The sequence below is a fragment of the Paraprevotella xylaniphila YIT 11841 genome (assembly GCF_000205165.1).
Classification (GTDB): domain Bacteria; phylum Bacteroidota; class Bacteroidia; order Bacteroidales; family Bacteroidaceae; genus Paraprevotella; species Paraprevotella xylaniphila.
The window spans coordinates 16212-31055 of record NZ_GL883853.1; the positions used below are offsets into that span (position 1 = coordinate 16212).

The window sequence follows — 14844 nt, forward strand, 5'->3', positions numbered from 1 at the left end:
TTTAAAGAGACTTTATGATGAAACGACTATTATTGGTGACCATGGGGACGGCTTCGTTCCTTGTTGTATCGGCACAGGTAGTGTCTTCTGTTACGGAGGAACCTGTTCCGATAGCTTCATTGGGAACTCCCAACTTGTCTTCATTCTATGATGCCGATGGCGACGGGGTAAAAGAATATTATGATTTGGGAAAACTGTCTTACGGTACAACTGTACTTGTGAAACGTTATCACTGGAAAGCCCCCGGTTGCTACGGGAGCTATGTACCGATAGGAGTTCCGGATTTGTCAAGCCAAGGCAATGGTATGTACGGGATGTTGCTGCATGCGAATAATGATGGCTTTCCCGACTTTTCAGGTTTCGTGTTCTATGATGCCTCACCTATACATATTGCCTTAAGCGAAACAGACGGAGCTTACCGTCTGATGAATCGGGCTTATTCTGCCTATCCGTTGGACGTGAACCACGACGGGCTTCCGGACTTGTTCGCGTTCAACGCTACGGACTGGGATATTCTCTATCAAAATCCCGACGGGACGTTTACCGCCACGCGCATCGATACCCTTTCGCGTGTGCAGGCCGATTCGTTAGTGGCCCGTAAGGCAGAAGAGGCTGACGGGAAGTTCGACACCGGCGGCCTGCCATCGTTGCGTGACGGCATGTTTGTGGGTGGCGGCCATGTGACGGACGAAAGCTACAAATTCACGCAGGCCATCGACGTGAACCGCGACGGCTATATGGATTTGGTGGGGCCGCGCACGATTTTCTATAACATGGGCGACAACCGCTTCGTGGCCTCCCGGCAACCGGGCGAGCTGACCGTGAAGGACTTGAACGGCGATGGCATTCCCGACTACATCTATAATGATACGGAAGGCAAGCGGGTGTACACCCGTACCTACTTGGGCGGCGACCGTTTCGAGGAACAGACCTTGGTGAAGGATTTGGACGTGACGGACATCCATTGCTACGACTTCGACAAGGACGGTGACTTGGACATTCTGCTCACGTTTAATTATAATGAACAGTTCGGCTTCTCGTTCCTTGTCTTTGCGGAAAACAAAGGGAACGGGAGTTTTGAAATCCACGAAAACAGTTACAAAGGGCATTGGACGTTCGGGCGGTGCTTGGATTATGATAATGACGGTCGTATGGAATTGTTGGCCGGTATCCAAAATGAAGACGACGACACGGCCTATCATCCCTACAATGTAGCATACAAGGCATTGTACCTTTTCCGTCTCGACCGGATGACGGGCATCGGGGAGCCTCAAGAGGCATTGGTGGAAAGTTGGTTTACGCGGACGGAGTCGAACAGCACGTCTGCAGATATGAGCACGGTGGGAATCGTGATGGCGGACTTTGACAACGACGGCAGGGTGGAACTGATGGCTGATACGGTGTGTCATCCGGAATTCCGGACGGCTGTCGGTTATTGGACTTACCGCGACTTGCCCCTCTTGCAGGGCATCCCGGCCAACGAAGCCCCGCAACGCATGTCCGCCCCGTCGGTAAACCTCGACCGCAAGAGCGGCAAACTGAAGGTTGCCTGGAAGCCGGGCAAGGACAAGGAGACTTCTACCGTGGATTTGACCTATGCCCTCCGTATCGGCAGTACGCCCGGCATGGACGACATTTATTTCTCGGGAGCGAATGCCGACGGCAGCCGACGCGATTTCCGTCCCGGCAACATGGGGGCGAACTTAGATGCCACATTGGACGTGAGCCGTTGGAAGCACGGCACATATTATATAGCCATACAGACGGTGGACCCGATGGGTAAAGGCTCGGCGTGGTCGGACGAGGTGGCGTACGAGCACGACCTCGTGCAGGCAGCGTTCACGGTGTCGGATGATGAACCGGCAGCGGCAGACACTTTGGTACTGACGGCAGCTTCCCGCGCCGCCGGGTTGGATTACGCTTGGGATTTCGATGGAGGCAAAGCCATAAAGGCTTCGGCTGACAGCGCACAGGTATGGCTGACGTTCGACGTGCCCGGCGAGAAGCATCTCCGCCTGACGGTGACGAATCCGGCGGATGGCACGGAGGATGTACGCGAAAAGGTCGTGACGGTGCAGCGTGTCTCATGGCAGCAGGTTTCCCACGAGGCATTGGGGATGACTTGGCCGGTTTTGTTCTGGGATATGGACGGAGACGGCATATTGGATGTCTTGGACCAAAACGGCTTTTACGTAAATGACGGATACGGAAGGTTTGAAAAACTGGGGACCATTTTCAATTCAAACCTTACGGTGGAGTCTCGTGCCGGTATGGGAGGCCAAGCCCCCGTTTTGGACTTTGACATGGATGGGGATGCCGATTTTGCGGTACGGAACAATAAGGGCAACCTGATTCTTCATCGCGGAGGCCGCGACTTTGAGGCCCTCGATGCCAATCCGTTGTTGGTCGAGCACGGCTTTGCGGATTTGGACAATGACGGTTTTCCCGAGCTGGTGGATGCTACGGTCGGGTTTTACGCACCGTCCGAGTTTTATGTCAACAAGGGCGACAACACCAATTTTGAGAAAATGACCTTGGATGACGGAGACGGGAATTGGATACAGATAGAATTTTTATACGATGTCAATCGTGACGGCTTGCTCGACATCTTCTCCACACGTGGCAGGGTAGATGGGAAATGGAAAGATGCCTTTGCCCTGAACAACGGCGGTTTGGAATTCGACGTACGTTATTCCCCTGAAAGTGAAGGTACAGTGGTTGCTTTCGAAGACATGGACGGCGACGGCGTGCCGGACAAGGTAGTGACTTACGGTAATGACGGAGTAGACAAGGATGTGATAGGCATTTGCTTCGGCAATAAGGATTACACGTTCGGCACTCCGGTCAAATTTGTATTTGAAAACGCTCACAGTAGCCGTTATACTGTAGAAGTGGTCAAAATAGCCGATTTCGACAACAACGGCTGCCCGGACATCTTGGTGTACTATGATTTCTACGAACAAAACGTGAGCAAGAAGGAATATGCCATACTTTATATGGAGCGCGACCGCTCGGGACGGATAGAAGTGCTGCACAATCAGGAGTTGGGATTTGTGGATGGCATGGCCGACGTGAACCATGACGGTGTTCCTGATTTTTATCATGCAGGGAATGACGGGGTAACGTTGCTCCGCACCGGCATCCCGAACACTTCTCCCGAGTCTCCTGCCCACGTGCGGGCCACCCAGGAAGGCCTCGGCATACTATTGGAATGGGATGATGCCTACGACAAGGAGACCCCGGCCATGCAGATGCGCTACAATGTGAGCGTGAAGAAGAAAGGCGCAGAGGGCGAGGGGGCCTATATCATCTCGCCGCTGAACGGCGGAAACGACAAGACGGCGGTCATCCCCGGCGTATACTACCAGAAGGCCACGCGCAAGATGATTCCCATCGAGCGGTTCGAGGCCGGACAGGAATACGAGGTGCAGGTGCAGGCCATAGACCTGTGGGATGCCCATTCGCCCATGTCGGAGACCTATACCTTTACGGTGAGCGAACAGTTCATCGCCGGACCCACGGTGACGGCACCGCGCAAGGCCGTGGCTTTGACGTATAATGTGCCCGATGCCGCTTTGCAAACCGCCGAGTGGGACTGGGACGGCGGGACGCTTCTCGGTCAGGAAGGGAAACGGTTTGAGGTGTCATGGGACGAGCCGGGGCTGAAGACCGTGACTGTCCGCACGGCAGATGGCGAAACAGCCACCAAGAACGTGATGGTGCGCGACATCGACCTTTCGTTCGACTTCCCCACCGAAGGACTGGCCGGGACGGAGATTACCTTCACGCTTCCCGAAGCCTTTGCACAGGCTTCCCGCGAGGACATAGATGTCGTGCTGTCGGACGAACGTGTCGAGATGCTGCTCCGCGTGGGGAGCCGGGAAGCCAAGGCGGTGTTCCCCGATGCCGGTGATTATTCCTTCCGCTTGTCGGTGCGCGACTCTGTGTGCGGCGTGGTGGAATCGGAAGAAAAGCACATCCGCATCGTGGGCGAAGTACCTGTGCCCGTTATCCGTCTGGTAGGCATCGATGCGGCTACCGGCAAGAACAAAGTGACGTGGGACATGCCCGGCATGCCGGATTTCGTCACCACCGTGAATATATATAAGGAGAGCGGACGCTACAATGCGTTCGACTGCATCGCACAGGTGGCTCCCGGGGCGGGAGAGTTCGTAGACACATCCTCCAATCCTTCTGTCTCGTCCGACCGCTATTGCATCAAGTTGGGCACGACGTTCGGTGTGGAAAGTCCGGCTAGCCGTGTGCATAGCGGTACGCACCTGATGCTGAACAAGGGAGTGGGCGATGCCGTCAACCTGATATGGAACGCCTACGAGGGTGGCATTGTGAACAGTTACCGCGTCTTGCGCGGAACGTCCGCCGACCGTCTGGAACTGTTGGCCGAGGTGTCGGGTGCCCATACGGCCTACACCGACCTGAACGCCGGGGACGGGACGTATTTCTACGCCTTGGAGTATGACGAGACTTATTCCGACGAATGGCAACCGATGGCGAGGACATCTGATGGCAGGTCGTCCGGAAGCGGCCGCTCCAATGTGGTATGCACGGACGGGGCATGGACGGTGGTACCTGCCGAACAGTTGAACGTGCTGGCCATAGAGAAGGAACTCGTGCTGACACCTTTGCAGCCCACGTTGCATTTGCAGGCCGAAATCTTGCCGGCCATGGCGGACATCCGTACGGTGAACTGGCAGATTACGGAAGGTGGCGAACTGGCTTCGCTGACTCAAAACGGTGTGTTGACGGCCCAAGGAAAGGAGAACGGCGACATCGTGGTATGCGCCACGACCGTAGACGGAACGAACATCGAGGCCCGTGTGACCGTCGTGAAAAAAGACTTCGGTATCCTGCCGCAGTCGGTCACGGTGACTACTGTGGAAGGCACTACGCAGTTGACTCCCCTTACCGGACGGTTGCACTTGCAGGCATCCGTGCAACCTGAGAATGCCTCCCAGCTCGTAGCATGGAGCGTGGTACAGGGAGCCGGTCTGGCCACTTTGGATGAAGACGGCGTCCTGACCCCGACCGAAACGGGTAACGGCGACATCGTGGTGCGTGCCACTTCTTTGGAGGACGCTTCCGTGTACGGCGAGTTGACTCTCCGTAAGGAAGGTTTCTCCGGCGATGGAGTAGAGGGAGTGAATGCCGGACAGATGTCGGTGCGTCGCGTCGGTGACGACCTGTGGATTGAAGGTCTGCCTGAGGACAGCGAATGCGGTTTAAGCATCGTGGATTCCTCCGGGCGCGTGCTTTTCACGGAATACCGGCGCGAGGGGTGTTCGGGCCGAATCTCTTTGGCGCGTCTGGCTTCCGGCACCTATCTGCTTCAGGTTGTTACCGGTGAAGGCAGGCAAACGTTCCGTTTCTTCAAGTAGGCCGGAACGTACATCATAAGGAAACGCCCCGGGCATTCGGTTGTGGCCGTAATGTCCGGGGCGTTTGGTGCTTTTTAGATACCAAGAAGGTGGGTTTGTAAATATAGTGTACTTCTAAAAAGGTTGGCTTTCATCTGCGGATTTTTCTGCGCCAAATGATTTTTCAATCTCAGCCGAACGATTTTCCGTTCTGCGCCAAATGATTTTCGTTTCTCTTGAAGGTGAAAAAACGATAAGATGAGCACGTGGAAATGAAGTGCTGAAGGTGGAACGCCTGCTTTGGGAGTGCTGATTTATTTTATTGTTTTATAGAAGTTTATGTAGTGGCAGAATAAAATGGGCTGTTCTTTTCTTCCGAAAGGAAAGGCGATACATCGCGTTTGCAGAGTTCGGAAAACGGGATGTGCATGATGTCATATTTATCGAAAAAATGCCATAATGGCATTTTTCTTTTGGCCGGATGAAAAATAAGTCCTACCTTTGCAGCCGAAATAATATTCGTAATGTTTTGTAATCCTCATCGGAGGGCAACAATGAAATGCCGGATAAGATGACTGGGTAAAACCAATCACTTATCCGGCATTTTATGTGTGGTAAAATAAAAAAGACGTAGAAATGAAAGAATTGGATTTGACACAGGGAAGCGTGCCAAAGGTTCTGCTACATTTTGCAGTCCCGTTTTTATTGGCCAACGTGCTTCAGGCGCTCTATGGGGGAGCCGACTTGTTTGTGGTGGGGCGGTACGACGATGCCGCGAGCGTGGCCGCCGTGGCCATCGGAAGTCAGGTGATGCAGACTGTGACGGGCGTCATTCTCGGGCTTACGACGGGGATAACGGTGTTGATAGGCATTGCCACGGGGGCGAAGGATGACCGTAAGACGGCTTCCATCGTGGGGACGGGCATCTGGCTCTTTGCCGTGGTGGCTGTCGTACTGACCGCCCTTATGGTGGCACTGTACGGGCAGATAGCCGTTTGGATGCACACGCCCGCCGAGGCCATGCGCGACACGGAAGCCTATCTTGGGATTTGTTCGATGGGCATTCCTTTTATTATAGGCTATAATGTCGTGTGCGGTATTTTGCGTGGGTTGGGAGATTCGCGCACGCCGCTCTATTTCGTGGCGTTGGCTTGTGTGTTGAACATCGTGTTGGATTTCATCCTTGTGGGGGCGTGCGGCATGCGTGCGGCCGGGGCTGCTGCGGCCACGGTCACGGCGCAGGGTGTCAGTTTCGCGACTGCACTCGGCTTCTTGTACCGCAAGGGATTTCATTTCGAGTTCACACGGCGCGACATCCGTCCGGTGAGGGCGTTATGCCGGCGAATGGTGTTGCTCGGGGCACCCATCGCCTTGCAGGACTTGTTGGTCAACCTCTCTTTCCTGCTGATTACGGTCATTGTCAACGGGATGGGCGTGGTGGCTTCGGCGGCTTTGGGTGTCGTTGAAAAGCTGATTGTCTTTGCCATGTTGCCGCCGATGGCCATAGCGTCGGCTGTGGCGGCCATGACAGCCCAAAATTACGGTGCCGGGCTGAGGGGGCGTATGCGGTATTGCTTGCGCTCGGGCATCGCCATGGCCTTGGTCTTCGGCGTTTCCGTGTGCGTCTATTGCCAGTTCTTGCCGGATACGCTGACGGGCATCTTCACGAAAGACGCGGCAGTCATGCAGATGGCTTCCGGCTATCTGCGGGGATACAGCATAGATTGCATCATGGTGAGTTTCGTGTTTTGCATCAATGCCTATTTCAGCGGGCAGGGCAATTCCGTGTTCCCCATGGTACACAGCGTGATTTCCACTTTCTTGTTTCGCATTCCGTTGTCGTATGCGTTTAGTCTGGCGAGTTCTTCTTCTTTGTTTCTCATGGGGTTTGCTCCTCCGTTGTCCACGTTGGTTTCGCTGATGATATGTATCGGGTATATGAGATACAAGGGAAAAAAGGAAATTATGCCGGTTTGTGTGTAAGAAAGCTGTTAAAAACAGATGAGGGGAAAACGTATTTCCCGTAAAATATCTAATTTTGCAGCGTAAATAAAAAATGTAAGCATGAATTTGTCTGAACTGATACAGAAACGGCAAAGTGACCGGAAATACGAATCGCGTCCTGTCAGCCGTGAACTGGTGATGAAATGTCTGGAAGCTGCACGTCTTGCCCCTTCGGCTTGTAATTCACAACCGTGGAAATTTGTTGTCGTGGACGATGCGGCGTTGTTGCCGCAAATGGGAGCGGCGGCTGCGGGGATGGGGATGAACGGATTTGCCCGTGAGGTGCCCGTCATCGTAGCTGTGGTGTTGGAGAAAATGAACTTGACGGCTCGTATTGGTAGTGTCATCAAAGACAAGGAATACTCTTTGCTCGACGTGGGTATCGCAGTGGAGCATTTTTGTTTGCAAGCGGCCGAACTTGGCTTAGGGACTTGCATCATGGGTTGGTTCGACGAAAAGAAAGTGAAAAAGCTGCTTGGCATCAAAGGAAAGCGCGTACCTCTGCTCATCTCGCTAGGCTATCCGGCGGGGGAGACCCGCAAGAAAGCGCGCAAGTCGTTGGAGGAAATGAGCAGTTGGAACCAATATTAGTACTGGGATCATGGATAATAAAAAGGTGAAAGGCTATGCTTACGGTGTCATAGCATCGGTAAGCTACGGGCTGAATCCGTTGTTTGCCCTTCCGCTTTATGCTTCGGGCATCAGGGTGGATTCCGTGTTGTTCTATCGTTATGTGTTTGCCTTGCTGTTCTTGGCCGTGATGATGAAGATGAGCGGACAATCGTTTGCCCTGAAACGGAGTGAAATCCTTCCGGTGGCGGTCATGGGATTGCTGTTCTCTTTCTCGTCGCTGTTCCTATTCCAGAGTTTCAACTATATGGATGCGGGCATCGCTTCTACCATCCTGTTCATGTATCCCGTACTGGTGGCGGTGATTATGGCGGTATTCTTCAAGGAAAAGCTGAGCGTGGTGAAAATAGCATCCATTGCCACGGCTTTTGTAGGTATTTCCATGCTTTATAAAGGCGAGGGAGGAGCTACGCTAAGCATGACGGGCGTGTGCCTGGTGCTGATGTCCTCGTTGACCTACGCGCTGTATATCGTTGGCGTGAACCGTTCTTCCTTAAAAGAGATGCCGGGGCTGAAGCTTACGTTTTATGCCATTTTGTTCGGTTCGTTGGTCTATATCGTCCGTCTGCGCGGAGGGATGGATTTGCAGTGGCTTACGGAAGGGACGCAATGGATGAATGCGTTGGGACTGGCTTTGTTCCCGTCTCTGATATCCATGGTGACCATTGCGAAAGCCATCCGGAACATCGGTGCCACGCCGGCTGCCATTCTCGGAGCGTTGGAGCCGCTTACGGCATTGTTCGTAGGTGTCATGGTATTCCACGAGAGGCTTACGGGCGGCAATGTGGTTGGCATCTTGCTGATACTTTTTGCCGTGACGCTGATTGTAGTCGGGCCGCGCGGATGGTTGCGGTTCAAGGCCGTATGGCATAAGCGGACGGTTGGATAAAGCTCTTGTCGGCTTGTATGGAAAACAGCAAAGGGACTGTCCCGGTATTGGCCGGTAACAGTCCCTTTGCCCTTTGGGGGAGGGGGATTAACGTTTTTGTATGTCTTTGCCTGAAGCGGATACTTGCACGGGATTCCCCGAATAGGCGATGCTCCCTCCGCCGCTTGTGTGGGCATCCAGTGATTCTGTGGCATGGCACGAAATGTCGCCTGCCGAAGAGGCGTTGGCATCCACATGCCGGGCTTCCATATTGCCGGCATCGATGTCACCGCTGCTCGAGGCTGTATATTTGGCTTGTTCACATTTACCCTGCAGACGAAGGTCTCCGCTGGAGGTGGCTGTGGCTATCAAATGCGTGCACTCCAACCCTTTGATGTGCAAATCCCCGCTACTGTTGCATTGCAAGTCGGCCTGTTGGCATTTTGAACCACCGAAATAGATGTCGCCGCTGCTGTTGGAGGCCGCAGTGAGGAGGCCGCAGGAAACGGACTTGCCTGATATGTCACCGCTGCTGTTGGATGTGGCGTGCAGGTCTTTGCAGCTGATGTCCTGGCACGAGATGTCGCCGCTGCTGCCTGCCGTGAGACGGAGGGTACCCTTTACGTGCAGGCCGTCCTTTACGAGAATGTCCCCGGAACTGGAGGCAGACAAGCTACCGACCGGGCGTGCCTTGACATGCACTTCCTTTATCCCTTTGGTTTTTGTGGGGTCTTTGGGCTTTTTCATGCCTACGACCAATGTCCCGTGGGCATCCACTTGCACACTGATGTAAGGCAGGACGCCCTTGCTCGCACGGATTTCCACGGACGTTTCATCGTCAGATGGGATATAAACCACATCGACAGACGACGTGGCTGATATGGCGTTGAAGTCGCCGACGGTCACTTTCTGTGTCTGTATGTCTTTGGGGCTTGCCCCGGTTTCCCCGTCACAAAGGGATTGGGCAGGGCTCTTTGTGCAGCTACAGTAGGCAATGGCTGAGACGAGAAGAAGAAAAATTTGTTTTTTCATACTTTTTATTTTATAGGATTAATGTGGTCTCTTCCCGAAGGTGTCTTGCAAATGATGCGCGGACGTCCCTTGTATGATATGCTGCCCGTGCCGTTCACTTCCCCCTCTATCTTGCGAGTGGCATGGCAACTGACCGTCCCTTCGCCTGTCACAGAGGCTGTGGCATCCATGGCTTGCAGCCCTTCGGCTTCGATGCTTCCGCGCGACGCATTGGCCAGTGCGGCCTTTGTGCAGCTGCCCGTGAGGATGACGGTTCCGAAGGAAGAGGATTGTGCCGCAACGTCGGTAGCCGTGATCTCCTTGGCGTTGATGCTGCTTCCCCCTTCGGCTTGCGCATGCAGGAGGCGGCAAGTGATGCCGCCGGTCAGGTCGATGGAGGCATTTGCTTTTGCATGCAGCATCACGTCGCGGCAGGTGAATTGTTGGTCGGCATGGAAACTCTTGTCGGACGTGGCGGAGATGTATAAATCCCTGCAAGTGATGGGGCCGCATATTACCGGACCATTGGCTGTGATGTGTACGTCACCGTCACTATATGCCCCGTCTTTCAGGATAAGTGTACCGGTTCCTTTATTGTGGAACGTGTCCATGGGAGGAGCTTTCAGTTCGATGCTGAACGGGGTATCCGAAGAGATGTCGGCGAAATGTTTCATGTTGACAAAGAGCGTTCCATTCTTGTTGACGTAGACTTCCAGAAATGGCAATACGTTCTCCGGCGCATTGAGTTCTATGTCTTTTTCGCCGGGAGTGGGGGTATAGATGATGTCGAGGGAAGCCGACGTGACAAGAGTGTTCAGGCTGTCCACCGAAATTTTCCGGCTATCGTAATTCTTTCCTGCCGTGAGTGCCACGGTCTTGACTTCCCTGACCTCCGTCACTTCGTACACACCGGCGTATCCGGCGGCAAAACCCTCATTGCTTTTTCCCATATTCCGGATTTGCAGTTCGGCATAGGCCGGGTAGCCGTTCCGGGTTCCTTGGGTGGCGTTGTCGTAAGTGGGCAGGAGTTTCTCGGTCAAGTCCTTGATCCAATACACCATTGTGTCACCGCAAGAGGTGAAAGTGCGTACTTCGTGTCCTATGACCAATTCTCCCCGGACTGTTTGTAGGGGAATATCCGTGAGGACGATACTTTCCGGATCGAAGAGAGGCTGCTCTTGTCCTATTTCCACGAAGATGGCTTTGTCCGGGTGGCTGTCGTGGATTTCAAAATACCTCCGTCCGCTGTTGCCCGTGCCCCAACCGTTACAAGTGGAGGGGATGGCTTCTTGGGCTTCAAAGCCAGCTTCGATTCGAGCGAGATAGTCGCCGGTGGGCAGGAGGATGTAGCGGGTCACTCCCTTGCGGTCACAATCCACTTCCTTGAACTTGCAGGTTTCTTCGCTGTTCCATCCCGGGCTTTCTTCCAACTGGTCCAACACGTCGTCGATGTCGCCGTCTTCGATATGGAAGATTTTGATGACGGGACGGCCGTCGGAGCGGGAGCGGCCTGTATGTTTGACGACTGCCCCTTCGAGCAGTCCGTCCGTGACGACACAAGTCTGGCTGTCGCGTTGTGCCCAGAATTGCAGTCCCGCACCGGATACGATTTCCCATTTGAATCCTTGGTACGCTTTTTGCGTCGGCTGTTCCGGGAAGACGGGGTACTTGCCGTCGCGGTCGCCGAAACAGGCTGTGAGTAGGAGCAGATAGAGTCCTGCGGTAATTTTAAACAAAGAGCTTTTCATTGGGTGTAGGGTTGAGGTTTATAAATAAACAAGGAGTATTCTTGCCGGATCCGGATGGTCCGGAAAGGAATACTCCATGTCGTATGGTTATCGGATGAACAACAGTTCGCGGTATTTCGGAAGCGGCCACATCTCGTCGTCCACGATGAGTTCGAGTTTGTCCACGTGGTAGCGTATGCTTTCCAACATGGGAGCCACTGTGTCGTGGTAGGCAATGGCTTTCTCACGTACGTTTTCAATGCGGTTGGCCACCTTCCGGTTTTCCACCAACCGGTCTGCGTTTTCTGCGATGAAGCTCGTGTGTTCCGAAATCTTTTCTATCAGTTCCAAGTTCTTGGCATTCAGCCGGGCTGCGGTCTCGGCAGGGAAAACCTCTTGTACTTTGTGCACGTTGTCTATCAAGGCACTTTGGTAGCGTGTGGCCACGGGAATGATGTGATTCATGCACATGTCGCCGAAGATGCGTGCTTCCACTTGTACCTTTTTGGTGTAGGTTTCCCATTTGATTTCGTTGCGTGCCTCGATTTCATTGCGTGTGAACACATGGGTCGTCTCGAACATCTTCACGCTGCTTTCGTCCAGATAGCGGTCGAAGATAAGCGGGCAACTGCGTTCCGTATCCAGTCCGCGGCGTCGGGCTTCTTCCTGCCATTCTTCGGAATAGCCGTTACCGTCGAAATGGATGGGCTTGCACGTCTTGATGTCCTCGCGTACCACTTGCAGGATGGCTTTGGTCTTGTCTACGCCGTTTGCTATCAAAGCGTCCACCCGCGTCTTGAAGTCGATAAGGGCTTCGGCCATAGCCGCGTTCAGGGCTATCATGGCAGCGGCACAGTTGGCTTGTGAACCGATGGCACGGAACTCGAACCGGTTGCCTGTGAAAGCGAAGGGAGACGTACGGTTGCGGTCGGTATTGTCGAACAGCAGTTCCGGAATTTGCGGGATGTCGAGCTTCATGCCGTGTTTGCTGGCCACGTCTATCAGTTCGTCGTCCGTAGAATGTTCCAAATGTTCGAGTATGTCGCTCAGTTGCTGACCGAGGAACGAAGAAATGATGGTCGGCGGAGCCTCATGGCCTCCCAGGCGATGAGCGTTGGTGGCACTCATGATGGAGGCTTTGAGCAACCCATTATGGCGATAGACTGCCATGAGCGTTTCCACGATAAAGGTGACGAAACGCAGATTGTCGGTCGGCGTTTTGCCCGGCCCGTGCAGCAGGATTCCGGTATCGGTAGCCAGTGACCAGTTGTTGTGTTTGCCTGACCCGTTGATGCCGGCGAACGGCTTTTCGTGGAGCAAACAGCGGAATCCATGTTTACGGGCTATTTTCTTCATCAGTGACATGAGCAACATGTTGTGGTCCACTGCCAGGTTGGTCTCTTCATAGATGGGGGCCAATTCGAATTGGTTTGGAGCCACTTCATTGTGGCGTGTCTTGCAAGGGATGCCCAGTTCCAATGCCTGTATTTCCAGGTCTTTCATGAATTCGGCCACCCGTTCGGGGATAGAACCGAAGTAATGGTCATCCATTTGTTGGTTTTTGGCCGATTCGTGCCCCATCAGCGTGCGCCCGGTCATGAGTAAGTCGGGTCGGGTGGCGTAAAGTCCTTCGTCCACCAAGAAATATTCCTGTTCCCAACCCAAATTGGAAATGACTTTTTTCACGTCCGGATAGAAGTAGCGGCATACGTCGGTGGCCGCTTTGTCTACGGCATGGATGGCCTTTTTCAGGGGTGCCTTGTAGTCGAGCGCCTCGCCGGTATAAGAAATGAAAATAGTGGGAATCATCAGGGTATCGCCGAGGACGAAGACAGGCGAAGCGGTGTCCCAGGCAGAATAGCCGCGCGCTTCGAACGTGGAGCGGATTCCCCCGTTGGGGAACGAAGAGGCATCGGTTTCCTGCTGGATGAGCTGCTTGCCGGAAAATTCTTCCACCATGCCGCCTTTGCCGTCGTGTTCCACAAAAGCATCATGTTTTTCGGCCGTGCCTTCGGTGAGCGGTTGGAACCAGTGTGTACAGTGGGTCACACCCAACTCCATGGCCCATTTCTTCATGCCGGCAGCCACGACATCGGCCGTTTGCAGGTCGAGCGACGCACCGTTGTCTATCACGTCGCACATCTTTTTATATACGTCGGCCGGGAGATATTTGAACATCTTCTGGCGGGTGAATACATATTTGCCGAAGAATTCGGACGGTCTTTCGGCCGGGGCCGGAACTTCTACGGCTTTCTTCTTAAAAGCTTCGCCTACAACTTCAAATCTAAGTGAGGATGACATATACCTTTTTGTATTATGGGTTATTTAAATGTTTAATCAATAAAACGGCGGGTGAGCGGAGCGAACTCTTCGATGCGGCGGTCGCGCAGGAAAGGCCACCAGCGGCGCACGTTTTCCGAGCGTTCCAAATCAATTTCCACCACCATGTTTTCTTCCGCGTCGCGACTGGCACGTGCCAACATCTCGCCCTGCGGGCCGACTACGAAACTGCTTCCCCAGAATTGTATGCCACGGGTTTGCCCGGACGGGTCCGGCTCAAGTCCCACACGGTTCACTGCGATGACCGGCAGGCCGTTGGCAACGGCATGGCCCCGTTGTACCGTGGTCCAGGCCTCGCGTTGGCGTTCCTGCTCTTCGGGGGCATCGCTGCTTTCGTATCCGATGGCCGTAGGGTAGATCAGGAGTTCTGCGCCTTGCAGTGCCATGAGACGCGCACCTTCGGGATACCACTGGTCCCAACACACTTGCACGCCTAACTTGCACAACGATGTCGATATCGGGTGGAAACCTAAGTCGCCCGGGGTGAAATAAAATTTCTCGTAATAAGCCGGATCGTCGGGGATGTGCATCTTGCGGTAGGTTCCTGCGATGGAACCGTCGGTGTCGAACACCACCGCCGTGTTATGGTACAGGCCGGCTGAGCGCCGTTCGAATAAGGACGTGACCAGCACGATACCGAATTGCCGGGCCAATTCGCCGAAGAATCCTGTGGACGGGCCGGGAACCGGCTCGGCCAAATCGAAATTCCGCGTATCTTCCGTCTGGCAGAAATAAAGCGAGTTGTGTAACTCCTGAAGAACGACGAGCTGTGCGCCGCGCTTGCATACGTCTTCTATGTTTTGTGCCAACTTGTAAAGGTTGGCTTTGGTGTCTGCGGTATTGGACTGTTGCACCAGTCCTACTTTTATCTTTTTCATGAGGGTGTTCT

Annotated in this window: 8 protein-coding genes; 4 read left to right on the forward strand and 4 right to left on the reverse strand. The window is 53.9% G+C overall.

Annotated elements, in window-relative coordinates:
- Positions 1 to 14 precede the first annotated feature (14 nt).
- The 4 genes from HMPREF9442_RS08195 to HMPREF9442_RS08210 all read left to right on the forward strand — a co-directional run bounded on the left by HMPREF9442_RS08195 (position 15) and on the right by HMPREF9442_RS08210 (position 8898).
- Positions 15 to 5396 carry a T9SS type A sorting domain-containing protein gene (locus HMPREF9442_RS08195; RefSeq protein ID WP_008627368.1) on the forward strand — a complete coding sequence of 1794 codons (5382 nt, stop codon included), beginning with the start codon at positions 15 to 17 and terminating at the stop codon, positions 5394 to 5396.
- 615 nt (positions 5397 to 6011) lie between these two features.
- Positions 6012 to 7358, forward strand: a complete 1347-nt coding sequence (locus HMPREF9442_RS08200) for an MATE family efflux transporter (RefSeq protein ID WP_008627374.1) — start codon at positions 6012 to 6014, stop codon at positions 7356 to 7358.
- An 81-nt stretch (positions 7359 to 7439) separates the two neighbouring features.
- Positions 7440 to 7970, forward strand: coding sequence for a nitroreductase family protein (locus HMPREF9442_RS08205; protein ID WP_008627375.1), 531 nt, complete (start codon positions 7440 to 7442; stop codon positions 7968 to 7970).
- A 10-nt stretch (positions 7971 to 7980) separates the two neighbouring features.
- Complete coding sequence (locus tag HMPREF9442_RS08210; protein ID WP_008627376.1) at positions 7981 to 8898, forward strand: DMT family transporter; 918 nt, start codon at positions 7981 to 7983, stop codon at positions 8896 to 8898.
- Positions 8899 to 8985: 87 nt separating this feature from the next.
- Here HMPREF9442_RS08210 and HMPREF9442_RS08215 read toward each other — a convergent pair whose 3' ends face one another.
- From HMPREF9442_RS08215 to HMPREF9442_RS08230, 4 genes are all read right to left on the reverse strand, one after another.
- Positions 8986 to 9909 (reverse strand): head GIN domain-containing protein, encoded by a 924-nt coding sequence (locus HMPREF9442_RS08215; protein ID WP_008627377.1) that lies wholly within the window; start codon positions 9907 to 9909, stop codon positions 8986 to 8988.
- Between the two features lie 5 nt (positions 9910 to 9914).
- Positions 9915 to 11636 carry a GIN domain-containing protein gene (locus tag HMPREF9442_RS08220; RefSeq protein WP_008627378.1) on the reverse strand — a complete coding sequence of 574 codons (1722 nt, stop codon included), beginning with the start codon at positions 11634 to 11636 and terminating at the stop codon, positions 9915 to 9917.
- A gap of 87 nt (positions 11637 to 11723) precedes the next feature.
- The gene (locus HMPREF9442_RS08225) at positions 11724 to 13916 is read right to left on the reverse strand and encodes a glutamine synthetase III family protein (RefSeq protein ID WP_008622232.1); all 2193 of its coding nucleotides are present in this window, start codon (positions 13914 to 13916) and stop codon (positions 11724 to 11726) included.
- A gap of 32 nt (positions 13917 to 13948) precedes the next feature.
- On the reverse strand, positions 13949 to 14833 hold the full coding sequence (locus HMPREF9442_RS08230; RefSeq protein WP_008627379.1) for a carbon-nitrogen hydrolase: 885 nt from the start codon (positions 14831 to 14833) through the stop codon (positions 13949 to 13951).
- Between the last annotated feature and the right edge of the window lie 11 nt (positions 14834 to 14844).

What these genes read in the sequence shown, in the direction of transcription:
- HMPREF9442_RS08225 (WP_008622232.1), bottom strand. Translation starts at nt 13,916, where the DNA reads ATGTCATCCTCACTTAGATTTGAAGTTGTAGGCGAAGCTTTTAAGAAG.
- HMPREF9442_RS08230 (WP_008627379.1), bottom strand. Translation starts at nt 14,833, where the DNA reads ATGAAAAAGATAAAAGTAGGACTGGTGCAACAGTCCAATACCGCAGAC.
- HMPREF9442_RS08200 (WP_008627374.1), top strand. Translation starts at nt 6,012, where the DNA reads ATGAAAGAATTGGATTTGACACAGGGAAGCGTGCCAAAGGTTCTGCTA.
- HMPREF9442_RS08205 (WP_008627375.1), top strand. Translation starts at nt 7,440, where the DNA reads ATGAATTTGTCTGAACTGATACAGAAACGGCAAAGTGACCGGAAATAC.
- HMPREF9442_RS08210 (WP_008627376.1), top strand. Translation starts at nt 7,981, where the DNA reads ATGGATAATAAAAAGGTGAAAGGCTATGCTTACGGTGTCATAGCATCG.
- HMPREF9442_RS08215 (WP_008627377.1), bottom strand. Translation starts at nt 9,909, where the DNA reads ATGAAAAAACAAATTTTTCTTCTTCTCGTCTCAGCCATTGCCTACTGT.
- HMPREF9442_RS08195 (WP_008627368.1), top strand. Translation starts at nt 15, where the DNA reads ATGATGAAACGACTATTATTGGTGACCATGGGGACGGCTTCGTTCCTT.
- HMPREF9442_RS08220 (WP_008627378.1), bottom strand. Translation starts at nt 11,636, where the DNA reads ATGAAAAGCTCTTTGTTTAAAATTACCGCAGGACTCTATCTGCTCCTA.